Consider the following 21,795-nt stretch of genomic DNA (forward strand, 5'->3'; position numbering starts at 1 on the left):
TGTCGGGGTGAAAGCGAAGAACGCCGTGACGACTGTTCTGGCCACCGCCGCCCTCGGGTGGCTGACACGCGCCGCGTGGGGCCTTCCGTCCCAGATCGGCGCGTCGCGCGCGAAGGTGCGCCCGTACGCCGCGACGTCGCCGCGGTACCGCGACCGTCAGTTCCACAACACCGATCCGAGCAGCATGATGCTGCCCGGTTCCGAGACCGGGATCCTCAAGGCGCTGATCACGCGGGGCAAGGCGGGACGCCCGCGCAGGCCGATCCCGCTCGCGACGCCCCTCGCGCCCGTCGAGGCCGCCGACGTCGCCGTCACCTGGTACGGCCATTCGAGTGTGCTCGTCGAGGTCGACGGCTACCGGGTGCTGGCCGATCCGGTGTGGAGCCGGCGGGTGTCGCCGTCCGCGCTTCTCGGTCCGTCCCGCATGCACCCGACCCCGGTGCCGCTGGCCGACCTGCCCGTCCTCGACGCCATCGTCGTCTCGCACGACCACTACGACCACCTCGACATGGCCACCGTGCAGCAACTCGCCGCCACCCAGAAGGCGCCGTTCGTCGTACCGGTCGGGCTCGGTGCGCACCTGCGTCAGTGGCGGGTGCCGGAGGAGCGGATCGTGGAACTCGACTGGGACGAGTCGACGACACTCGGCGAACTCACCCTCACGTGCACCGAGGCCCGGCACTTCTCCGGCCGGGGCCTCGTGCGCAACACCACCCAGTGGGCGTCGTGGGTGCTCGCAGGCCCGAGCCGGAAGGTGTTCTTCGGCGGCGACAGCGGATACACGACGCGGTTCGCCGACCTGGGCCGCCGCTACGGACCGTTCGACCTCACACTGCTGCCCGTCGGCGCCTACGACACCAGGTGGGCGGACATCCACATGAACCCCGAGGAGGCGGTGCAGACCCACGCCGACCTCAACGCCGGCGACGCGACCCGTGGACTGCTGGTGCCCGTGCACTGGGCCACGTTCAACCTCGCGTTCCACACATGGTCCGAGCCGATCGTCCGACTGCTCGCGGCCGCGCAGGAGGCGGGCACCCCGGTGGCCGTCCCGATGCCCGGGCAGCGGGTCGACGCACTGAAGCCGACCGCCCAGACCCCGTGGTGGACGGCACTCGGCTGAACCCGGCGCGCATCCCCTCGGAGCCGAGCCTCGTTGCGTAGCCTTTGACCATGGCATACGACGAAACGGGCACCGACAGCGTTGCAGTCGTCGCAGTGGAGGGGCTGACGGCCGCCCAGGTGGCGGAGCGGGTGGCGGCGGGCAAGACCAACGACGTCCCGGATCGGGCCGGCCGGTCGGTACGCGACATCGTGCGCGCCAACGTGTTCACCCGGATCAACGCGATCCTCGGGGTGCTGCTGATCATCGTGCTGGCCACCGGTTCGATCGTCGACGGCATGTTCGGCCTGCTGATCATCGCCAACAGCGGGATCGGCATCATCCAGGAAGTGCGGGCCAAGCGGACCCTCGACAAACTGGCGATCGTCAGCCAGAGCAAACCGGTGGTTCGCCGCGACGGCGTGGCTGTCGCGATGGCACCGCGGGAGGTCGTGCTCGACGACATCATCGAACTCGGCGCGGGCGACCAGATCGTCGTCGACGGGGTCGTGGTGGAGGCGGCGAGCCTCGACATCGACGAGTCCCTCCTCACCGGTGAGGCCGACCCCGTGCACAAGGACGTCGGCCGGCAGGTGCTGTCGGGGAGTTTCGTCGCGTCGGGCAGCGGCTGTTACCGGGCCACGAAGGTCGGAAGCGACGCGTACGCCGCGAAACTCGCGGACGAGGCCAGCAAGTTCACGCTCGTGCACTCGGAGTTGCGCAGCGGCATCGACAAGATCCTGAAATTCATCACGTACCTGATGATTCCGGCGGGTCTGCTGATCATCTACAACCAGTTGTTCTCGAGCGGCGAGTCGATCCGGCCGGCGCTGAGCGGGATGGTGGCCGCGCTGGTGCCGATGGTGCCCGAGGGCCTGGTGCTGATGACGTCGATCGCGTTCGCGGTCGGGGTGGTCCGGCTCGGTCAGCGGCAGTGCCTCGTGCAGGAGTTGCCCGCCATCGAAGGCCTGGCCCGCGTCGACGTGGTGTGCGCCGACAAGACCGGCACCCTCACCGAGAACGGCATGCGGCTGTCCGAACTGCACTGCGCCGACCCGTCCGACGCCGAACCGTCCCGCGCGGCACTGGCTGCGATGGCGGCGTCCGACCCACGGCCGAACGCCAGTGTTCTCGCCATCGCGGAAGCATTTCCCGACGCCCCCGGCTGGGGCGACGCCACCGCGGAGGCCCCGTTCTCCTCGGCCAGGAAGTGGAGCGGCCAGTCGTACGGGTCCCACGGCAACTGGGTCCTCGGCGCACCCGACGTGCTGCTCGACCCCGGCAGCGACATGGCCCGGCAGGCCGAGGAAATCGGCTCCGCGGGACTGCGGGTGCTCCTGCTCGGCAGCTGTGACGTCCCGGTCGACCATCCCGCGGCGCCGGGTGCGATCACGCCGCGCGCGCTGGTGATCCTGGAACAGCGGGTGCGTCCCGACGCCCGCGCCACGCTCGAGTACTTCGCGAGCCAGAACGTCACCGTGAAGGTCATCTCCGGTGACAACGCCGTGTCGGTCGGCGCGGTGGCCGGGGCGCTCGGACTGCCCGGCGGCGACCGTCCCGTCGACGCCCGCGAACTGCCCGCCGACCGGGACGCCCTCGCCGACACTCTGGAATCGGCGACGACGTTCGGCCGGGTCCGCCCAGACCAGAAGCGGGAGATGGTGGGGGCGTTGCAGTCTCGCGGTCACACCGTCGCGATGACCGGTGACGGTGTCAACGACGTGCTGGCCCTCAAAGATGCCGACATCGGCGTGTCGATGGGCTCGGGCAGCCCCGCCACCCGCGCGGTCGCGCAGATCGTGTTGCTGGACAACAAGTTCGCCACCCTGCCGTACGTGGTGGGCGAGGGCCGCCGGGTGATCGGCAACATCGAGCGCGTCTCGAACCTGTTCCTCACCAAGACCGTGTACTCGGTGCTGCTGGCGTTCCTCATCGGACTGACCGGTGTGCTGTCGCAGATCTTCCACTTCGAGCCGGTGCCGTATCCGTTCCTGCCGCGGCACGTCACGATCGCCGCCTGGTTCACCATCGGCATTCCCGCGTTCATCCTGTCGCTGGCCCCGAACAACGAACGGGCGCGCTCCGGGTTCGTGCCGCGTGTGATGCGTCTCGCCGTGCCGTCGGGTGTGATCATCGGTGTCACGACATTCATTTCGTATCTTCTCGTGTACGCGGGCCCGGATCAGACGGAGACGCAGAAGATTCAGGCAGGCACGTCGGCGCTCATCACCCTCATCATGATCGCCCTGTGGGTGCTGGCCGTGGTCGCCCGGCCGTACGTGTGGTGGAAACTGGTGCTGATCTTCGGATCCGTGGCGGGATACCTCATCCTGTTCGCGTTGCCGTTCACGCGGGAGTTCTTCAAACTCGATCCGACCAACGTCGGCGCCACCACCTCCGCTCTCGCGTGCGGGCTCGTGGGAGTGGTTCTCGTCGAGATCGGATGGTGGGTCACCGGCCGGCTGCACGGTGAGCACCGCCGCCTGTTCGCGGCGCCGGAAGACCTTCCGGGCGTGCACTGACCGGACTACCGCTCGCGGCGATCCGAACGGTTGGCGTCGCCGAGTCAATGCTGTGAGACTGGGTGCACGGCGGGTGATCGAACTCGCGCGGACACTGCGTGCGCATGCACCGGAGGAGGAAGAACGATGAGTTTCGTCGACACACTGAAGGGCCTGCTGGGCAAGGGGAGGGAAGCCGCTTCGCAGAACGCGGACAAGGTTCACGGCGCCATCGACAAGGCCGCCGGCGTCGCGGACAGCAAGACCGGGGGCAAGTACAGCGACAAGATCGACAAGGCCGCCGACGCGGCGAAGAAGGCTGTTCCTCCGAAGGAGTGAACTCTTCGTGCACAGGCGCGCGTGGGCCCCGTTTCCGGACCGGGGCCCACGCGCGTCTTCGGAGATGACCCGCGCATCGCGGGCGGGCGCGGCAGAATCGGTGTCGTGAACGGCGTCCTCGTGCTCCTCGTCATCATCGTGGCCATCGCCGTGACGAGTTTCGCGAAGCGCCGCGATCTGCAGGCGCCGCTCGTCCTCGTCACGATCGGGTCGGTGGCGTCGTTCATCCCCGGGATGCCGCGCCTCGAACTGGACCCCGATGCCATCCTCGGGGTGGTGCTGCCGCCGCTGCTGTACTCCGCGGCCCTCAAGTTCTCGGTGGCCACGTTCCGGCGCCACCTCGCACCGATACTGCGGCTGGGGATCTTCACCGTCCTGGCGACCGCGGTGGGGGTGGCGTTCTTCGCCAACTGGCTGGTTCCCGAATTCACGCTCGGCGCGGCCCTCGTCCTCGGCGCCGTCGTCGCGCCGACGGACGCGGTCAGCGCCGTCGCGGTCGGCCGCAGGCTGGGTTTGCCGAACCGGGTGATCGCGATCCTCACCGGTGAGGGACTCGTCAACGACGCGACCGCGCTGACCCTGTTCGCCGTCGCCGTGTCCGCCGTCGTCGGGGCGGAGATCCCCGTCCCGCCCGTGGTGTTCTTCGCCTACGAGGTGGTCGCCGGGGTGCTGATCGGCCTGGTGCTCGCGAAGATCGTCGAGTGGGTGCGGCACCGCATGTACGACTCGCCGCTGGAAACGGTGCTGGGGCTGATGCTCCCGTTCGCCGCGTACCTCGCGGCCGAGGAGATCCACGCGTCGGGTGTGCTGTCCGTCGTCGCCGCGGGGTTCCTGATGGGGCACAAGGCCACCGACGCCTCCGTGGCCACCCGAATCCAGGAGCGGTCGCTGTGGGAGAGCCTCGACCTCCTGCTCGAGATGTTCGTGTTCGCCTACATGGGGCTGCAACTGAGGTTCGTCATCGACGACGTCCGCGACCAGGGCCTGCCGGTGCACCACATCTTCTTCTACGGTTTCGCGGTCCTCGCCGTGGTCATGGCGATCCGCCCGGCGTGGATCCTGCTGCACTGGCTCCGCCGCCGCCTCGGGCTGGCGATCAGGGCGCCCGGCGGATCGGTGGAACTGGGGTGGCGGGAGAGCGTCGTCGTGTCCTGGGCGGGAATGCGCGGGGTCGTCACGCTCGCCGCCGCGTCCGGTGTGCCCGTGGTGATCGCGAGCGGGCAGCCGTTCCCGGGGCGCGAGGTGATCCAGGCGATCGCGTTCGTCGTGGCCGTCGGCACGCTGCTGATCCAGGGCGCCACCATGCCGCTGCTGATCCGGGCCCTCGACCTGGCGGATCCCGACGAACGCAGGCGCGAGGAGGAACAGGTGACGCTGGCCCGCGCGATCTCACGTGACGCGGGCGAACGGGCGCTCGTCGAATTCGCGGCGAACCCGCCCGCGGGAGTCGACCGCGGGGCGGTCACCGACATCCTCGACCGGGTGCGGCGGTCGATGCGGGCCCGCCTGCAGGCAGAGGAGGCGGAGGACGCCGCCGAGAAGCAACGGGCAGGCGCGCTGTTCGACCACTACCGCCGCGCCGCCCTGCGCGCGCAGCGGGAGGCGCTCATCGCCGCGCGCGATGCGGGCACGCTCGACGACGAAGTGATGCGTAGCGTATTGGAAGGTCTCGATGTGGAGGAGGCCGCAGCCGAGGAGCGGGTGCGGAGACGTCGCGAATGAGGTGCGAGGTGGGTGTGCGTCCGGTGCGAACCGCCGTGGTCGCGCTGGCCGGTGCCCTGGCGCTGACCGTTCCCCTGGCGCTGACCGCCTGCACCACGGACGCGACCTCCCCGGCACCGCCTCCCACGACGTCGGTGGCCGCACCTGCTTCTCCGTCGGGTTCCCAGGCGCCGGTGGGTGATCAGCGGGGTGCGCTGATCAGCCGGGAGCCGGTGCCCGGAATCGATGCGGCGATCACCGCCCTCGGTGCCACGGCCACCCGCGTCGTGTACCGGTCGACGTCCGGCGTCGACGCAGGTGGCGCCGAAGTGGTGGGCACGGTCTTCACTCCCGGCGGTCCCGCACCGGACGGCGGCAGGCCCGTCGTGACGGTCGGGCACGGCACCACGGGCGTCACCGACGAGTGCGCCCCCTCGTCCTCGCCGACCCTGCTGGGCACGACGAACCTCGTCCGCCCGCTGCTGCAGCGCGGCTACGTCGTGACCGTCACCGACTACCAGGGGCTCGGCACCGACGGCCCGCACCCCTACCTCGAACCGGACACCGCGGCCTACGACCTGATCGACGCGGTCCGGGCGGCGCGCCACGTGGTGCCGGACGCGTCGACGCGCTGGGCGGCGATCGGGGTCTCGCAGGGCGGTCAGGCGTCGTGGTCCGCGGCCGAGCACGCCGGCGACTACGGGGACGGCCTCGACTTCGTCGGCGCGGCGAACCTGTCACCGGCGGCCGACCTGTCGGGGATCGTCGCCGACGGGACCGTCGAACCACTGTCGTTGCCGCAGAAAATGTTCCTGCCGTACCTCCTCGAGGGACTGAAGGTGATCCACCCCGAGCTGAACCCGGACGACTATATGCGCGGCGCCCTCGCCGCCGCCCCCGACGTCACGCTGTCCTGCGTCACCGCGAAACTCCAGGAGAAGTGGACGGTGGCAACCCAGCTCACCCCGGCCGACACGGGACCGCGGACGGCGGCCGACGCCGAGCGCATGCGCGGGTGGCTGCAGGACATCGCGCTGCCGAAGACCGGTGCGGGCGGACCGATGCTCGTCGTGGTGGGGGATCGGGACAACCTCATTCTGCCGCAATGGACTTCGCGGGCCGTCGACAACGCGTGCGCGCTCGGCGACGTCGTCGAGTTCGACACCCGGCCCGGGGAGGGCCACGCGGACGGGCGGTCCGTCCCCGGGGCGGTGCAATGGATCGCCGACCGCTTCGCCGGCGTGCCCGCGCCGGACACGTGCGCCGAGGGAGGATCGCCGTGAAGAACGCGGACCTCGAACGGCTGCGGGCGCTGTGCCTCGCACTGCCCGACGCGACGGAGCGGGTCAGTCACGGCGAACCGGCGTGGTTCGTCCGCAAGGCGCCGCAGTTCGCGACCCTCGCCGACCGGCACCACGACGACCGGGTGTCGTTCTGGGCGGCGGCCCCGCCAGGCGCGCAACAGGATTGGGTGCACCGCGACCCCGGCCGGTTCTTCGTCCCGCCGTACGTCGGGGGCCGCGGGTGGATCGGGGTGTACCTCGACGTGCCGCAGGACTGGGACGACGTCGCCGACATCGTCGAGGACGCGTACCGCGCCGTCGCCCCGAAAACCCTGATCGCCCGCCTGGACACCGGCGAATGACGGGATCCGTCGTCGCCGTGGTGGCGTTGCTCGTCCTCGTTCCTCTCGTCACGTTCACCGCCGTGTGGCTGCGTGCCCGGCGCGAGTTGACGACCCCCACCGAGCGGGCCGTCCACACGACCCTCCACACCGCGTCGCTGGCGGCGCGGCCACTGCGGCGGGGGCTCGACGGGACGTCGGCGGAGGAGGCCGCCCCGCATCTGCGTCAGCTGACCGGGGCGCAGGCCCTGGGCGTCTTCGACGCCGCCGGCGACCTGCTCGCGTGGAGCGGACCGCACGAGGCGATGACCGAACAACTACGCGACGCGGCGGCCCGCGCGGTCGACGGGGAACGCCGGGTGCTCGTCGCCTACGGCGGCCTCGTCCGGGGCACCGGCGACGGCGCGGTCCGGGCGCTGATCGCCCAGCCGCTGCTCATCGAGGCCACCGGGGTGGTCGGCGTGCTCGGCATCGTCACCACCGAAGACCCCGGACCGGGCATGCTCGGCGCCGTCACCGAGGTCGCCCGGTATGCGTGCAGCCAGATCGAACTCGCCGACCTCGACGCGTCCCGCGCCCGCCTCGACCGCGCCGAGGTGCGGGCGCTGCGCGCGCAGATCAGCCCCCATTTCATCTACAACGCGCTGAACACGGTGGCGTCGTTCGTCCGCACCGACCCCGACCGCGCCCGGGAACTGATCCTCGAATTCGCCGACTTCACCCGGTACTCGTTCCGGTCGGCGGGGGAGTACACGCTGCTGGCCGACGAACTGCGCAACATCGACCGGTACCTCACGCTCGAGCGCGCCCGGTTCGGTGACGCCCTCGCCGTGAAACTGCAGGTGGCGCCCGAGGTGCTGCACGTGGTGCTGCCGTTCCTCGCCCTGCAGCCGCTGGTCGAGAACGCGGTGCGGCACGGCATCGCCGCCAAACCGGACGGCGGCACCGTCAGCATCGTCGCCGCCGACGAGGGCACCGACTGCGTGATCAGCGTCGAGGACGACGGCGTCGGCATGGACCCGGAACTGCTGCGGTCGGGGTCGCTGGACGCGGTGGCCGAGTCGTCCGGGGTCAAGGAGGCGGCGCACGTCGGGCTCGCCAACGTCGACGACCGCCTGCGCGCCGCGTTCGGCAACGACTACGGACTGGTGGTGGAGACCGCGCCCGGCGCGGGGACGAAGGTGAGCATGCGCGTCCCGAAGTTCCGGCGGGGGATCTCGACGTGAACGGGAACCGTCCGTGCGACGATTGCTGTCGTTGTGAACCACACTGACGACAGGTCTCCGGACGCACCCCTCACCGTGCTGGCCGTCGACGACGAGAAACCCGCCCTCGACGAGCTGGCGTTCCTGCTGCGCGCCCAGGACGCCGTCGGCGACATCCGGACCGCCGGCGACGCCACCACGGCGCTGCGCATCCTCCGGGACGGCGACATCGACGCCGTCTTCCTCGACATCAACATGCCCGGACTCGACGGTCTCGAGCTGGCCGGGATCCTCGCGAACTTCGCGTCCCCGCCGCAGGTGGTGTTCGTGACCGCGCACGACGACCGCGCCGTCGCCGCGTTCGACCTCGGCGCCGTGGACTACCTCCTCAAACCGCTGCGCGAGGAGCGGCTGGCGGAGTCCGTGCGCCGCATCGTCGAGGGGCGTCGCCGGCGCGTCGACGCCGGGCCCGCCTCCTCCACCGACGAGGTGATCCCGGTCGAACTCGGCGGCATCACCACCCTCGTGCACCGGTCCTCCGTCGAGTGGGTCGAAGCGGACGGCGACTACGCGCGCCTGCATACCGCGGACGGCTCCCACCTCGTCCGCATCCCCATCTCGGCGCTCGAGACGCGGTGGGCGGACGCCGGGTTCCTGCGGGTGCACCGCTCGTACCTCGTCGCGCTGCCGCGGGTCACCGGGATCCGGACCGTCGGGACCGGACTGGTCGTGTGCCTCCGTGCGCACGGCGACCACCCGCCGGTCGAACTGCCGGTCAGCCGCAGACACACCCGGATGCTCAAGGACCGGCTGGTGCGGGCGCCGAAACAGACGTGGACGGCGCGATGAGTTCACCCGAACGGGTCCGCGTCGTCCTCGCCCAGCGCCGCGGCGCGCGCATCGTCCGCACCCGCGTCGAAGTGCAGGAACAGACCGCGGTCGGGGACGCGATGATCCGCGGGCTCGTCCGCACCCAGCTCGTGCTCGCGATCCGGCTGGCGCTGCTCGCGGCGTGCCTGCTGTGCGCCGTGCCGCTCGTGATGTTCCTGTTCCCGGCGCTGTCGAACGTGGCGGTGCTCGGAATCCGGCTGCCGTGGGTGGTGCTCGGCGCGCTGGTGTACCCGGTGTTGCTCACCACCGGCTGGATCTACGTGCGCCAGGCCGAGCGCAACGAGCAGGAATTCACCGACCTGGTCGACGACTGAGCGTCCCGTGCCCACCGACCAATCCATTCCCTGGCTGACCCTGGCAGGTCTCGCGGCCGCCGCGGTCGCGACGGTGGCCATCGGCATCTACGGAGTGCGGTTGGCGCGCACCACCTCCGACTTCCTCGTCGCGTCCCGCAGCGTCGGACCGCGGTGGAACGCCGCCGCCATCTCCGGCGAGTACCTCTCCGCCGCATCCTTTCTCGGTGTCGCGGGCCTGATCGCGAAATACGGCGCCGACGCCCTCTGGTATCCGATCGGGTTCACCGCCGGCTACCTCGGGCTGCTGCTGTTCGTCGCCGCACCGCTGCGACGGTCCGGCGCCTACACGGTGCCCGACTTCGCCGAATTCCGGCTCGGGTCCCGCCGGCTCCGCACCCTCTCGATGCTCGTCGTCGCCGCCGTCTGCGCCCTGTACCTCGTCCCGCAACTCCAGGGTGCCGGACTGACGCTGAACATCCTGCTCGGCGTGCCCAGCTGGGTCGGCGCCGTCGTCGTCGGGCTCATCGTCATCGCCAACGTCGTCGGCGGCGGCATGCGGTCCATCACGTTCGTCCAGGCGTTCCAGTACTGGCTGAAACTCACCGCGGTCGCGATCCCGGCGCTGACGCTGTCGGTGTACTTCTTCGCCGACCACCACGAACTGGGCGCCGCCGCACCGCCCACCGTCAGCGAACAGACCACCGTCGACATCACCACCGACGTCGTCGTGCAGGTGTCGGAACCGGTGACCGTCGGCGGGTCGGGAACGATCGACGGCGTCGCGGCGACCGGCGACATCCGGCTCGAACCGGGCGAACACCACCTCGGTGAGGGCACCACGATGACCCTCGAAGCCGGGGCACCCGTTCCCGTCGTCGCGGGCGCACCCGCCGACAACTCCGACTGGATCGCCCCCGGCTGGGGATTCGGCGGCGACCACCCCATGTACCAGGTGTACTCGCTGATCCTCGCCACCTTCCTCGGCACCCTCGGGCTGCCGCACGTGCTGGTCCGGTTCTACACCAACCCCGACGGCCGGGCCGCCCGGCTGACGTCGCTGGCCGTGGTCGGGCTGTTGGGGGTGTTCTACCTGTTCCCGACCCTGCTCGGGGTGTTCGCGCGGCTGTACGTGCCGCAACTGCTCATCACCGGCACGTCCGACGCCGCGGTCCTGCTGCTCCCCGGCTCCGTCTTCTCCGGCTGGGCCGGGCAACTCCTCGCAGCGCTGGTTGCGTCCGGAGCGATCGCCGCGTTCCTGTCCACGTCGTCCGGCCTGCTCGTCAGCATCGCCGGGGTGCTCAGCACCGACGTCCTGCGCGGCCGGATCCGGGACTTCCGGATCGCCGCCGTCCTCGCCGGGGCGGTGCCGCTGGCGCTGTCGCTGGCAGTGACGTCGCTGGACCTGTCGCGCACGGTGGGGCTGGTGTTCGCGGTCGCGGCGTCGACCCTGTGCCCGCTGCTCGTCCTCGGCATCTGGTGGCGTGGCCTCACCGCAGCCGGGGCGGGGGCCGGGATGGTGACCGGCGGGCTCGTCGCCGGATGCGCGGCCGGGGTGTCCGTGTTCGGCGGCCTCACCGTCGACGTCTGGAACGGCTGGCCCGCCGCGATGGTCGCCTACCCGGCGGCGGTCAGCGTCCCGCTGGCCTTCGTCACGATGGTGCTGGTCAGCAAGGCGACGAAGCGTCAGATCCCCGCCGACCTCAGCCGGATCTTCACCCGCATGCACGCCCCCGAGCGGCTCGATGTGGGCTCCGACCGCGAGAGGGAGCTCCGCTCCCCGTGAGTGCTTGACGAGTCCCTGCACTCCTCGAGCACGCACGGGTGGCGGAGCCGCTTGTCGCGGTCGGGTGACCGTTCGCCGCACAGTCCGGCAGCTCGCCGTGTGACAGCCGCCACAGCCTGTTTCTGTGACTCACCTCTCACTAACGTCGGCACTCAGTTCACTTCACACGACCAAGGAGTCTGCAGTGACCACAGCCGACCTCAGTGAGGGCGCACCGCAACGGCGCACCCCTGATGCGCAAGCCTTCGTAGACATGCAGGCGAGCCCGGAGTTCCAGGAGCTGCGACACCGCCTGCGCAGTTTCGTCTTCCCGATGACGGCGTTCTTCCTCGCCTGGTACGCGGCGTACGTCCTGCTGGCCACGTACGCCCCCGAGTTCATGGCCACCAAGGTGATCGGCAACGTCAACCTGGGCATCGTCCTCGGTCTCGGCCAGTTCGTGACCACGTTCGTGATCACCGCGCTGTACGTCAAGTTCGCCAACCGGGAACTCGATCCCCGCTCCGCCGCGATCCGCGAAGAGCTGGAAGGACCCCTCCAGTGACCACCACACTCGCCGCAGCCACCGACGTCGGCAACCCGCTCCTCAACATCGCCATCTTCGTGGCGTTCGTCGTGATCACGATGACCATCGTGATCCGCGCGAGCCGCACCACCAAGAAGGCCTCGGACTTCTACACCGGCGGCGGCCAGTTCTCCGGCCCGCAGAACGGTTTCGCCATCGCAGGCGACTACCTGTCGGCGGCGTCGTTCCTCGGCATCGCCGGCGCCATCGCGGTGTACGGCTACGACGGCTTCCTGTACTCGGTCGGCTTCCTCGTCGCATGGCTGGTGGCCCTGCTGCTGGTCGCGGAACTCCTCCGCAACACCGGACGGTTCACGATGGCCGACGTGCTGAGTTTCCGGCTCAAGCAGCGTCCCGTGCGGATGGCGGCGGCGCTGTCCACGCTGGTGGTCTCGCTGTTCTACCTGCTCGCGCAGATGGCGGGCGCGGGCGGGCTCGTCGCTCTGCTGCTGAACATCGACGGCAAGGTCGGTCAGGCAATCGTCGTCGCGGTCGTCGGTGTGCTGATGATCGTCTACGTGCTGGTCGGTGGCATGAAGGGCACCACGTACGTGCAGATGGTCAAGGCGGTGCTGCTGGTCGCCGGCGCAGGCGTCATGTTCTTCCTCGTCCTGTTCGCGGTGCGCGGCAACTTCTCCCAACTGCTCGCCGACGCCCAGGCGACGGTCGCCGGCTCCACGAACGAGGCGATCGCGGGTCGCGACATCCTCGCTCCCGGCGCCAAGTACGGCATCAGCGCAATGAGCAAGCTCGACTTCATCTCGCTCGGCATCGCCCTCGTCCTCGGCACTGCAGGCCTGCCGCACGTGCTGATGCGGTTCTACACCGTCCCCACGGCGAAGGAGGCCCGCCGCTCGGTCACCTGGGCGATCGGACTGATCGGCGCGTTCTACCTGTTCACGCTCGTCCTCGGCTACGGTGCCGCCAAGATGGTCGGCCCCGACGTCATCCTCGCCGCGCCCGGCAAGGAGAACGCGGCGGCGCCGCTGCTCGCGTTCGAACTGGGCGGCACCATCTTCCTCGCGATCATCTCCGCGGTGGCGTTCGCGACCATCCTCGCGGTGGTGGCTGGGCTGGCGATCACGGCGTCCGCGTCGTTCGCCCACGACATCTACGCCAGCGTCATCAAGCGCGGACATGCGTCGGAGGAGTCCCAGGTGCGGGTCTCCCGGATCACGGTCGTCGTGATCGGCCTCGTGTCGATCGTCCTCGGCATCCTCGCCATGGGCCAGAACATCGCGTTCCTCGTGGCGCTCGCCTTCGCGGTGGCCGCGTCGGCCAACCTGCCGACGCTGCTGTACTCGCTGTTCTGGAAGAAGTTCAACACCACCGGCGCCCTGTTCAGCATCTACGGCGGCCTGATCAGCTGCCTCCTGCTGATCGTGTTCTCCCCGGCCGTGTCCGGTAAGCCGTCGTCGATGTTCCCGAACGCCGACTTCGACTTCTTCCCGCTCGCCAACCCGGGCCTCGTGTCGATCCCGCTGGCGTTCGTGCTCGGCGTCGTCGGCACCTATCTCGGTCGCGGCAAGGCGGAGGATCCCGTCAAGCAGGCCGAGATGGAGGTCCGTTCGCTCACCGGTGTCGGTGTGGAGAAGGCCGTCTCCCACTAGGGCCTTCGGCCCCGTGAGTACTTGTTAACCGCCCGCGGTTAAGAAGTACTCACGGGCCGTTAGGCTGCCCCAATGGCGAAACTCACGGTCAAGACCGATGTTCCCCTCAGCCCCCAGGACACCTGGGACAAGGCCTCGAATCTGCAGGACTTCGACAAGTGGTTCGTGGTCCACGACGGATGGCGCGGCGATCTGCCCGAGACTCTCACTGCCGGAACCGAGATCAGTTCCGTCGTCACGGTGAAGGGGCTCCGCAACCGCGTGAAGTGGACGATCAAGGAGTACGACGCCCCGAACCGCATCGTCCTCAAAGGCGACGGCAAGGGTGGAGTGAAGCTCGGACTGGTGCTCGACGTCAAGGCGAAGGGCGACGCCTCCGAGGTGGCGTTCACCATCGAACTGGGTGGCGCACCGCTGTTCGGACCCATCGGCTCGGGTGTCGCGAAGGCGCTGAAGGGCGACATCGAGAAGTCCCTGCAGACGTTCGTCGACCTGTACGCCTGATCAATCGAGGACGTGCGCGCCGCCGGTGTCGGTGATCCACTCGGCGGCAAGGGCGTCCAATGTTCCGTCGGCGTAGAGGGAATCGACGGCGGCGGAAACGCACGCGGTGAGCGGGCTGTTCTTCTCCAACACGAGGCCGAAGAATTCGGTGACGGCGTTCGGGCGCGGGAACTGCCCGACGAGGACGCTGTCCTTCACCTCGTTGGCGGTGATCTGAAATCCGGTCGGGATGTCCACCACCAGCGCGTCGATGTCGCCCGCGGCCAGGGCGGCCTTGGCGTCGTCGGTGGTGGCGAAACTGACCGGTGCCTGGCGGGGTTGCACCGTCTGCGCGATGGCGTCGAAACTGGTGGACCCCACCTGCGCCCCGAGGCGGAACGGTGCGAGGTCGGCGAGCGACTTGGCCCGCGCCGCCGGTGAATTCTTCAGCGCCAGCACCGACTGCGTGACAGCGTAGTAGGGCGAACTGAAATCGACCGTCTCGCGCCGGGTGTCGACGATCGTGAACTGGTCGATGGCGAAGTCGAAGTTCTTCTCACCGGCCGCCAGTGCGTCGTTGAAGTCGACGGTCTCGAATTGCACCTGGTCCGGACCGTATCCGAGCTTTTCGACGACTTCCCGCGCCACGGCGCCCTCGTAGCCCTTGCCGTTGGACGGGTCGCCGTCGACGAACCACGGCCGGTACGACGGGCTGTCGGTGGCGATGGTGACGACGCCGTCGTGCGTGGTGGCCCCGCTGCCCGGGGCGCAGTCGCCGACCGCCCGGGTGGACGGAAGTTTGGTGAACGCTTCGGGAATCGTCGACGCCTCGGCCCGTGTGTCGACCTGCGACGGGGTGTCGGTGGAGCAGGATCCGGCGAGCAGTGCCAGTGCAGCGGACATGGCGGCGACGGCTGTCTTGGGACCTCGGTGCACCCCGTCATCTTGCCTGGCGGGTGGCGATCCGGCCAGCGAAGCGGCCGCGCGGCGCACAATATGTATGTATTGGCGGAGGGAGGTGCGCGTGGCCACGGCGGGAACTCGGCAACTGACCATCAACGGGCATCGCCTGTCTCTGACCAACCTCGGCAAGGTCCTCTACCCGGAGTCGGGCACCGCGAAGGGCGAGGTGATCGACTACTACTCGCGGATCGCGCCGGCCATGCTCCCGCACGTCGTGGACCGTCCCGCCACCCGCAAACGCTGGCCCAACGGGGTGGACAGCGAGCCGTTCTTCGAGAAAAATCTCGCGGCCTCCGCGCCGGGGTGGCTCGAGCGCCGTGCTCTCGCGCACTCGGACCGTTCCGTGCACTACCCGCTGCTGAACTCGGTCGCCGCCCTCGTGTGGGCGGGACAGCAGGCCGCACTCGAACTGCACGTGCCGCAGTGGCGGTTCGACGGCTCACGCCGGGGTCCGGCGACCCGCATCGTCTTCGATCTCGACCCCGGTCCCGGGGTGGGACTCGCCGAATGTGCGGAGGTGGCACGGGCCGTGCGCGACCTGGTCGCGAACCTCGGCTGGACGGCGTACCCGGTCACCAGCGGCAGCAAGGGCATTCACCTGTACGTGCCGCTCGACCGGAAGCTGGAGGGTTCGGGCGCGTCGACCGTCGCGAAACAGGTGGCGACGGGGCTGGAGAAGCTGCGCCCCGAACTCGTCACCGCCACCATGGCGAAGGCGGTGCGCGCGGGCAAGGTCTTCGTCGACTGGAGCCAGAACAATCCGTCCAAGACCACCATCGCCCCCTACTCACTGCGCGGGCGCTCCCAGCCGTACGTCGCCGCGCCACGCAGCTGGGACGAACTCGACGACCCCGACCTCCGACAGCTGAGGTTCGAGGAGGTGCTCGAACGGTGGGAGTCGGACGGCGACCTGCTCGCCGGACTCGATCCGCCGCTCGAGGACGACGCCGCCCTCGCCGAGTACCGCCGCAAGCGTGATCCCGGGCGGACACCCGAGCCGATGCCGCACACGGTGCAGCCGGGGGAGGGCAACAGCTTCGTCATCCAGGAACATCACGCCCGGCGTCTCCACTACGACCTGCGGCTCGAACGGGACGGGGTTCTCGTGTCGTGGGCGGTGCCGAAGAACGTGCCGACGACGACGGGGGAGAACCGCCTGGCCGTGCACACGGAGGATCACCCGCTCGAGTACCTCACGTTCTCCGGGAGCATTCCGAAGGGCGAGTACGGGGGCGGCCGGATGACCATCTGGGACACGGGAACGTACGACACCGAGAAGTGGCGGGACGACGAGGTGATCGTCCAGTTGCACGGTGAGCAGGTGGACGGCCGGTTCGCGTTGATCCGCACGAAGGGCGACCAGTGGCTGATGCATCTGATGAAGGATCAGACCCCGGGCGGGTCGCGGTCGTCGGAGCTGCCGCGCGGGTTGTCGCCGATGCTCGCGACCCCCGGCACCCTCGACGGCCTCGACGCCGACGAGTGGGCGTTCGAAGGGAAGTGGGACGGCATCAGGGTCATCGCCGAGATCAGTGGCGGCGAGCTGAAGTTGACGAGCCGCGCGGGCAACGACAAGACCCGTGACTACGCACAATTGGGTTGGCTGGCAGATTCTCTCGAAGACCACGAGGTGGTCCTCGACGGCGAAGTGGTCGCGTTCGACGAGCGGGGTGTCGCGAACTTCGGCCTGCTGCAGCAGGGCAACGAGCCGCACTTCCTCGCGTTCGACGTGCTGTACCTCGACGGAGTGTCGTTGCTGCGCAAGAAGTACACCGATCGGCGCCGCGTCCTCGAGGCGCTGGCGGCCAAGGTCGACGATCTGGACGTGCCCCCGCAACTGCACGGGTCCGCGCAGGAAGCACTGGACGAGAGCCGCGGCAAGGGGTGGGAAGGTGTGGTGGCCAAACGCCGCGAATCCGTGTACCTGCCGGGCAAGCGGGGGTCGAGCTGGATCAAGGTGAAGAACTGGCGCACGCAGGAAGCCGTGATCGGCGGGTGGCGCCGCGGCCAGGGCGGGCGGTCCAGCGGAATCGGTTCGGTGCTGCTCGGCGTCCCCGACGGCGACGGCCTGCGCTACATCGGGCGCGTCGGAACCGGGTTCACCGAACGGGATCTGCAGGACCTCGCTTCCACCCTGGGCCCGCTCGAAACGGACACCAGCCCGTTCGTCGAAGACCTGCCCACCGCCGACCGCAAGGGTGCCGTGTGGGTGACCCCCACCCTCGTCGCGGAGGTGCGGTTCATGGATTGGACCGGCTCGCGACGACTGCGGCACCCCAGCTGGCGTGGGCTCAGAGACGACAAGGCACCCGCGGACGTCGAGGTGGAGTCCTAATACCGCCAGGGGGCCGGCTCGAACGGGTCCACCGCCGCGGTGTCGAATGATCCGGGCGACTCCTGCGTCGGGGTGTTCAGCGCCGGGGGAGTGAAGACCGGCAGCGGTGCGGACTCCGTGTCCACGTCACCGTGCTGTTCGGTGACACTCACGTCGGCGGCCGGAGACGCAGTTCCGCCGGCCGCGGCGATCCCGGCCGCGCCGACGACGGAGAGGACGAACGCCGCGCCTGCGCCGATCGCGATGCGGGTCTGGGTGTGGGACATGGTGTGAAATTCCTCCGGTGATCTAGGGGCCGACGACGGTTCCGCCGTCGACGGGGCCGACTCCGCCGGGCGACTGCGGGGCAGCGGGTGGGGCAGGCTTCGGTCCGCCGCCGACGGGGAACGGATCGGTTTCGGGTTCGAGCACGCCCGGCTCGACCTGGCCCGGTCCGTCGAACGGACCCTTCGGCGGGCGAACGGGGTCGACCACGACGGGCGGATCGGCGACCACGGGCGGGTCTGCGACGACGGGCGGATCTGCGACGACGGGCGGCTGGGCGATGGGCGGCTGGGCAACCGGCGGCTGGGCGACCGGTGCTCGGACGACGGGCGGTGCCGCCGCGACGGGCGGCACGACACCCGGTCCCGGTGCGAGCGTTTCGGTGTCGGCCGAAGCGCCGGGCTCTGCCGAGTACCCGGGGACCACCGAGTACCGGGGGTCCACTGGTTCTACGGAGTAGCCGGGGTCTGCGACGACGATCCGGCTCGGGGCCGGTGCGATCGCCGGAGCCGGCTGCTGCTGCGAGACGGCGCCCTCCGAGCTCGGGGTTGGAGCTCCCTCGGTATGTCCACCGGCGAGAACGATCACTGCGGCTCCTGCGACGGAGAACGTGAGGGCGGCGGTTGCGCCGATCGCGATGCGGGCTGCGGTGTGGACGATGGGGTGCCTCCGATGGATTGGGGTGTCTAGCTGGGCTGATAGAACAACCTTGCGCCGCGGCCGGGGCGTTCGACAGGCACCCCAGGGTGCGGATCCACCACCCCGCGGTGTTGTCGGGGGCAAACCTGCACAGAATCTTCACAGGCTCTGCCCGGGATCCGCACGTGCGCGCAATACAGTCGGGGAATGAGCCAGCGAAGAGTGCTCGTCGTCGACGACGAGGCGACGATCCGCGAGGCGGTCGCGGCGCGGTTGCGTGCGGAAGGCTTCGACGTCGTGACGGCGTCGGACGGTCCCGCCGCGGTCGCGGTGTGCGAGGCCTCGTCGCCCGACGTGCTGGTGCTGGACGTGATGCTGCCGGGTTTCGACGGTCTCGAGGTCTGCCGGCGCGTCCAGGCGTCGCGGCCCGTTCCGGTGCTGATGCTCACCGCGCGCGCCGACGAGACGGACATGCTGATCGGTCTCGGCGTGGGCGCCGACGACTACCTGAGCAAACCGTTCAGCATGCGGGTGCTGGTGGCGCGGGTGCACGCACTGCTGCGACGGGCCGATCGCGCCCACGAGACCGCGCCTGCCGAACCGGGCGGACTAGCGGTCGGCGACCTCGAGGTGGACCTCGTCGAGCGTCGCGTCCGGCGCGGAGCCGACGAAATTCACCTGACACGAACCGAATTCGATCTGCTCGCCTATTTCGCTTCTCGTCCGCGGGCAGCGATTGCCCGGGAATCGCTCCTCGCCGAGGTGTGGGGGTGGGGCGACGGGGCGGGTAGCCGGACCGTCGACAGTCATGTGAAGGCGCTGCGCCGGAAACTCGGCGGCGACCTGATCCGCACCGTGCACGGCGTCGGCTACGCACTGGACGTGCAGCGGTGACCGCGGGCCGGATCCTGGACAGGATGCCCCGACCTCTCGATCCGCTGCGATCGTTCAAGGTGAAGACGGGTCTTCTCGTCGTGGCGGCGCTGTTCTTCGCGTCGCTGATGTTCTGGGTGACTGCTCGCTGGCCGTTCCGGTACGCGCTCGTCCTGGCGTTGCTGGTGTCGCTGGCCGTGACGCAGATCCTCGCGCACGGCATGACGTCTCCGCTGCGGTCGATGACGGCCGCCGCCCGGGCGATGGCGACCGGCGACTATTCGCGCCGGGTGCGGTCGACGTCGCGCGACGAGATCGGGGAACTGGCCCGCGCGTTCAACCAGATGGCCGAGGATCTCGAGGCCGCCGACCGGTATCGACGCGAACTGATCGGCAACGTCTCGCACGAACTGCGCACCCCGATCTCCGCTCTGCAGGCACTGCTCGAGAACGTCGTCGACGGAGTGGAGGCGCCCGACCCCGCCCGGATGCGGGTCGCGCTCGATCAGACCGAGCGGCTCGGCCGCCTCGTCGCCGAGTTGCTGGACCTGTCGAGGGTGGAAGGCGGTGCGGTGCAACTCGAGCGGGAGATCTTCCCGGTCCGCGAATTCCTCGACGACGTGGTGCGGCAGTCGGAGGATCCCCGGCGGGTGACCGTCGACGTTCAGCCGCCGCACCTGCGCGCCGACGCCGACACCGCGCGACTGCACCAGGTGGTGGCGAACTTGGTGGACAACGCGTTCCGGCACGGCCCCGCCCGTACCGAGGTGGTGGTCCGTGCCCGGCCGGACGCCGGCGGCGTGGTGCTCGAGGTGGAGGACGACGGCCCCGGTATCGCACCCGGCGAGCGGTCCCGGGTGTTCGAGCGGTTCACCCGCGGTGGCTCCACCGACGGCGGGACGGGCCTCGGCCTCGCCATCGCCCGGTGGGCGGTGGATCTCCACGACGGCCACATCGAGGTTCTCGACACGGCCGAGGGCTGCTGCATCCGGGTGCGTCTGCCCGCCGCCTGACCACAGCTTCACAACTGGGACGACGACGTCCCGCGATGACCCCTGCCGTCATCCGGCAGCGACAACCAGGGAGGGATCCATGACCATCGCACCCCCGCAACCCGTAGCGCCCACCCGGCGCGACTTCTGGCCGAGACAAGCCTGGCGCCGCGATCGGACGTCGATGGCGCCGCGCCCGATCGTGCTCGCGGCTGTGGCGGCGGGTGTCGTCCCAGCCCTGACCCTGCAGGTCACGGTGGTCGGTCTGGGGTACGTCCTGACCGGTGCCGCGGTCGCGGCCGCCGTGTTCGCGACACGCAGAACGCTGCCGACACCCGCGCAGGCCGCCGCGATCCTCGGCGCCCTCGCCCTGCTGGCGGTGCTCAGCGTGCGCGGTGCCGGCTGGCTCGCCGCGGTCTGTGTGGCGTTGAGCTGGGTGGTCGGGTCGTTCGCCCTCGTCGGCGGACGCACGTGGACGGGCCTGGCCGCAGGGTCGTTCGCGTTGTGGTTCACCCCGCTGCGGGTGGTGCGGTGGACGCGCCGGGGTGCGCGACGCTGGCACGCGACCGGGACGGTGCCGGTGGGCCGGGTGTTCGGGGTCGCCGCCGTGACCGTCGTGCTGCTGCTGGTGTTCGGTGCGCTGTTCGCCGGCGCGGACGCGGGTTTCGCCGCCCTGCTCGGCCGGGCCGCACCGACCGTCCACGTGTCGAATCCGTTCGGGCGGTTCGTGCTCGGTGTTCTGGTGTGCGGCGGGACCCTGGGCGCCGCGTACCTGCTGCGGAGAACACCCCGCCTCGACGCGCTCGCCCCGCGGCCGGGGCGCCCGGTTGCCCGGTGGGAGTGGGCGATTCCGCTGGCCCTGCTGGATCTGCTGTTCCTCGGATTCGTCGCAGTGCAGCTGACGGTGCTGTTCGGCGGGAACACGCACGTGCTGACCACCGCGGACCTGACATACGCCGAATACGCGCGACAGGGTTTCTGGCAGTTGCTGGCGGTGACCGCACTGACACTGCTGGTGATCGCGGTCGCGGTGCGGAAGGCGTCGCGGCTGGAGGTCGCGGACCGGGTGCTCGTGCGGGTGCTGCTCGGACTGCTCTGCGGTTTGTCGCTCGTCGTCGTCGCGTCGGCGATCCACCGGATGTCGTTGTACGAGAGCCAGTACGGGTACACGCGACTGCGGGTGACGGTGCTGGTGACGGAACTGTGGCTGGGCTTGGTGTTCGTGCTGCTGATCGCGGCGGGTGTGCGGTTGTCGGGGCGGTGGCTGCCGCGCGCCGTCCTGGCCTCCGCGGTGGGCGGGGTGCTGCTGGTCGCCGCGATCGACCCGGACGCGTACGTGGCCAGGAAGAACGTGGAGCGGTTCGGCGACACCGGGCGAATCGACGTGAGCTACCTCGGTTCGCTGTCCGTCGACGCCGTCCCCGCCCTCGATCGGCTGCCCGAACCGGAACGGTCCTGCGCCCTGTACCGACTCGACCGGCAGGTGAGCGGCGAATCGGCGTGGTACGAGTACAACGCGGCCCGCAGTCGCGCGAAGGAACTGCTGGCCGCGCACCCCGTCGGCTCGTGCGAGTAGCCGGGTCCCCGTGCGCTGTTTGCGGACCGATTTGCTGGAATCACACGCAATTG

20 protein-coding genes are annotated in these 21,795 nt (G+C 70.0%); 17 read left to right on the top strand and 3 right to left on the bottom strand.

Annotated elements, in window-relative coordinates:
- Positions 1-7: 7 nt before the first annotated feature.
- The 13 genes from ACFU5V_RS09255 to ACFU5V_RS09315 all read left to right on the top strand — a co-directional run bounded on the left by ACFU5V_RS09255 (position 8) and on the right by ACFU5V_RS09315 (position 14,121).
- Entirely contained in the window at positions 8-1,123 is a 1,116-nt protein-coding gene (locus ACFU5V_RS09255; protein WP_378698612.1) for an MBL fold metallo-hydrolase, read from the top strand.
- 50 nt (positions 1,124-1,173) lie between these two features.
- A complete protein-coding gene (locus ACFU5V_RS09260; RefSeq protein WP_378698614.1) occupies positions 1,174-3,624 on the top strand; it encodes a cation-translocating P-type ATPase in 2,451 nt (816 codons plus the stop codon).
- 126 nt (positions 3,625-3,750) lie between these two features.
- The gene (locus tag ACFU5V_RS09265) at positions 3,751-3,942 is read left to right on the top strand and encodes an antitoxin (protein ID WP_378436448.1); all 192 of its coding nucleotides are present in this window, start codon (positions 3,751-3,753) and stop codon (positions 3,940-3,942) included.
- 105 nt (positions 3,943-4,047) lie between these two features.
- Positions 4,048-5,664, top strand: a complete 1,617-nt coding sequence (locus ACFU5V_RS09270) for a Na+/H+ antiporter (RefSeq protein WP_378698616.1) — start codon at positions 4,048-4,050, stop codon at positions 5,662-5,664.
- Positions 5,661-6,926: a lipase family protein gene (locus tag ACFU5V_RS09275; protein ID WP_378698618.1), complete on the top strand. Its 1,266-nt coding sequence runs from the start codon at positions 5,661-5,663 to the stop codon at positions 6,924-6,926. Before ACFU5V_RS09270 ends, ACFU5V_RS09275 begins: the two co-directional genes overlap by 4 nt.
- Complete coding sequence (locus tag ACFU5V_RS09280) at positions 6,923-7,288, top strand: MmcQ/YjbR family DNA-binding protein (protein WP_378432929.1); 366 nt, start codon at positions 6,923-6,925, stop codon at positions 7,286-7,288. Before ACFU5V_RS09275 ends, ACFU5V_RS09280 begins: the two co-directional genes overlap by 4 nt.
- A complete protein-coding gene (locus ACFU5V_RS09285) occupies positions 7,285-8,493 on the top strand; it encodes a histidine kinase (protein WP_378698620.1) in 1,209 nt (402 codons plus the stop codon). Before ACFU5V_RS09280 ends, ACFU5V_RS09285 begins: the two co-directional genes overlap by 4 nt.
- 33 nt (positions 8,494-8,526) lie before the next feature.
- The gene (locus tag ACFU5V_RS09290) at positions 8,527-9,321 is read left to right on the top strand and encodes a LytR/AlgR family response regulator transcription factor (protein ID WP_378432931.1); all 795 of its coding nucleotides are present in this window, start codon (positions 8,527-8,529) and stop codon (positions 9,319-9,321) included.
- Positions 9,318-9,677 (top strand): cofactor assembly of complex C subunit B, encoded by a 360-nt coding sequence (locus tag ACFU5V_RS09295; protein WP_160101643.1) that lies wholly within the window; start codon positions 9,318-9,320, stop codon positions 9,675-9,677. The genes ACFU5V_RS09290 and ACFU5V_RS09295 overlap by 4 nt, the downstream gene beginning before the upstream one ends.
- 7 nt (positions 9,678-9,684) lie before the next feature.
- Positions 9,685-11,442 (top strand): cation acetate symporter, encoded by a 1,758-nt coding sequence (locus ACFU5V_RS09300; RefSeq protein ID WP_378698622.1) that lies wholly within the window; start codon positions 9,685-9,687, stop codon positions 11,440-11,442.
- A gap of 184 nt (positions 11,443-11,626) precedes the next feature.
- Complete coding sequence (locus ACFU5V_RS09305) at positions 11,627-11,986, top strand: DUF485 domain-containing protein (RefSeq protein WP_378432934.1); 360 nt, start codon at positions 11,627-11,629, stop codon at positions 11,984-11,986.
- A complete protein-coding gene (locus ACFU5V_RS09310; RefSeq protein ID WP_378432935.1) occupies positions 11,983-13,617 on the top strand; it encodes a cation acetate symporter in 1,635 nt (544 codons plus the stop codon). Before ACFU5V_RS09305 ends, ACFU5V_RS09310 begins: the two co-directional genes overlap by 4 nt.
- 72 nt (positions 13,618-13,689) lie before the next feature.
- Entirely contained in the window at positions 13,690-14,121 is a 432-nt protein-coding gene (locus ACFU5V_RS09315) for an SRPBCC family protein (protein WP_378698624.1), read from the top strand.
- Here ACFU5V_RS09315 and ACFU5V_RS09320 read toward each other — a convergent pair whose 3' ends face one another.
- Entirely contained in the window at positions 14,122-15,003 is an 882-nt protein-coding gene (locus ACFU5V_RS09320; RefSeq protein WP_378432938.1) for a transporter substrate-binding domain-containing protein, read from the bottom strand.
- Positions 15,004-15,100: 97 nt separating this feature from the next.
- On the opposite strand from ACFU5V_RS09320, the gene ACFU5V_RS09325 reads away from it, so the two are divergent.
- Positions 15,101-17,398 (top strand): ATP-dependent DNA ligase, encoded by a 2,298-nt coding sequence (locus ACFU5V_RS09325; RefSeq protein ID WP_378698627.1) that lies wholly within the window; start codon positions 15,101-15,103, stop codon positions 17,396-17,398.
- On the opposite strand, the gene ACFU5V_RS09330 is transcribed toward ACFU5V_RS09325, so the two are convergent.
- Together ACFU5V_RS09330 and ACFU5V_RS09335 are read right to left on the bottom strand one after the other, a co-directional pair.
- On the bottom strand, positions 17,395-17,664 hold the full coding sequence (locus ACFU5V_RS09330; protein ID WP_378698629.1) for a hypothetical protein: 270 nt from the start codon (positions 17,662-17,664) through the stop codon (positions 17,395-17,397). The two genes, ACFU5V_RS09325 and ACFU5V_RS09330, sit on opposite strands and share 4 nt — an antisense overlap.
- A 22-nt stretch (positions 17,665-17,686) precedes the next feature.
- A complete protein-coding gene (locus ACFU5V_RS09335; protein WP_378698631.1) occupies positions 17,687-18,250 on the bottom strand; it encodes a hypothetical protein in 564 nt (187 codons plus the stop codon).
- 258 nt (positions 18,251-18,508) lie between these two features.
- Here ACFU5V_RS09335 and ACFU5V_RS09340 point away from each other — a divergent pair, with 258 nt between their 5' ends.
- From ACFU5V_RS09340 to ACFU5V_RS09350, 3 genes are all read left to right on the top strand, one after another.
- On the top strand, positions 18,509-19,195 hold the full coding sequence (locus ACFU5V_RS09340) for a response regulator transcription factor (protein ID WP_378698633.1): 687 nt from the start codon (positions 18,509-18,511) through the stop codon (positions 19,193-19,195).
- A 23-nt stretch (positions 19,196-19,218) separates the two neighbouring features.
- Positions 19,219-20,187, top strand: a complete 969-nt coding sequence (locus ACFU5V_RS09345; RefSeq protein ID WP_378698635.1) for an ATP-binding protein — start codon at positions 19,219-19,221, stop codon at positions 20,185-20,187.
- Between the two features lie 79 nt (positions 20,188-20,266).
- Positions 20,267-21,742 (top strand): DUF4153 domain-containing protein, encoded by a 1,476-nt coding sequence (locus ACFU5V_RS09350; protein ID WP_378698637.1) that lies wholly within the window; start codon positions 20,267-20,269, stop codon positions 21,740-21,742.
- Positions 21,743-21,795: the final 53 nt, after the last annotated feature.

Source organism: Rhodococcus sp. NPDC057529 (genome assembly GCF_042802055.1).
GTDB lineage: Bacteria > Actinomycetota > Actinomycetes > Mycobacteriales > Mycobacteriaceae > Rhodococcus_F.

Coding starts and splice junctions, on each gene's coding strand:
- ACFU5V_RS09260 (WP_378698614.1), top strand. CDS start 1,174: ATGGCATACGACGAAACGGGCACCGACAGCGTTGCAGTCGTCGCAGTG.
- ACFU5V_RS09265 (WP_378436448.1), top strand. CDS start 3,751: ATGAGTTTCGTCGACACACTGAAGGGCCTGCTGGGCAAGGGGAGGGAA.
- ACFU5V_RS09275 (WP_378698618.1), top strand. CDS start 5,661: ATGAGGTGCGAGGTGGGTGTGCGTCCGGTGCGAACCGCCGTGGTCGCG.
- ACFU5V_RS09285 (WP_378698620.1), top strand. CDS start 7,285: ATGACGGGATCCGTCGTCGCCGTGGTGGCGTTGCTCGTCCTCGTTCCT.
- ACFU5V_RS09295 (WP_160101643.1), top strand. CDS start 9,318: ATGAGTTCACCCGAACGGGTCCGCGTCGTCCTCGCCCAGCGCCGCGGC.
- ACFU5V_RS09315 (WP_378698624.1), top strand. CDS start 13,690: ATGGCGAAACTCACGGTCAAGACCGATGTTCCCCTCAGCCCCCAGGAC.
- ACFU5V_RS09320 (WP_378432938.1), bottom strand. CDS start 15,003: ATGTCCGCTGCACTGGCACTGCTCGCCGGATCCTGCTCCACCGACACC.
- ACFU5V_RS09325 (WP_378698627.1), top strand. CDS start 15,101: ATGTATTGGCGGAGGGAGGTGCGCGTGGCCACGGCGGGAACTCGGCAA.
- ACFU5V_RS09330 (WP_378698629.1), bottom strand. CDS start 17,664: ATGTCCCACACCCAGACCCGCATCGCGATCGGCGCAGGCGCGGCGTTC.
- ACFU5V_RS09340 (WP_378698633.1), top strand. CDS start 18,509: ATGAGCCAGCGAAGAGTGCTCGTCGTCGACGACGAGGCGACGATCCGC.
- ACFU5V_RS09345 (WP_378698635.1), top strand. CDS start 19,219: ATGCCCCGACCTCTCGATCCGCTGCGATCGTTCAAGGTGAAGACGGGT.
- ACFU5V_RS09350 (WP_378698637.1), top strand. CDS start 20,267: ATGACCATCGCACCCCCGCAACCCGTAGCGCCCACCCGGCGCGACTTC.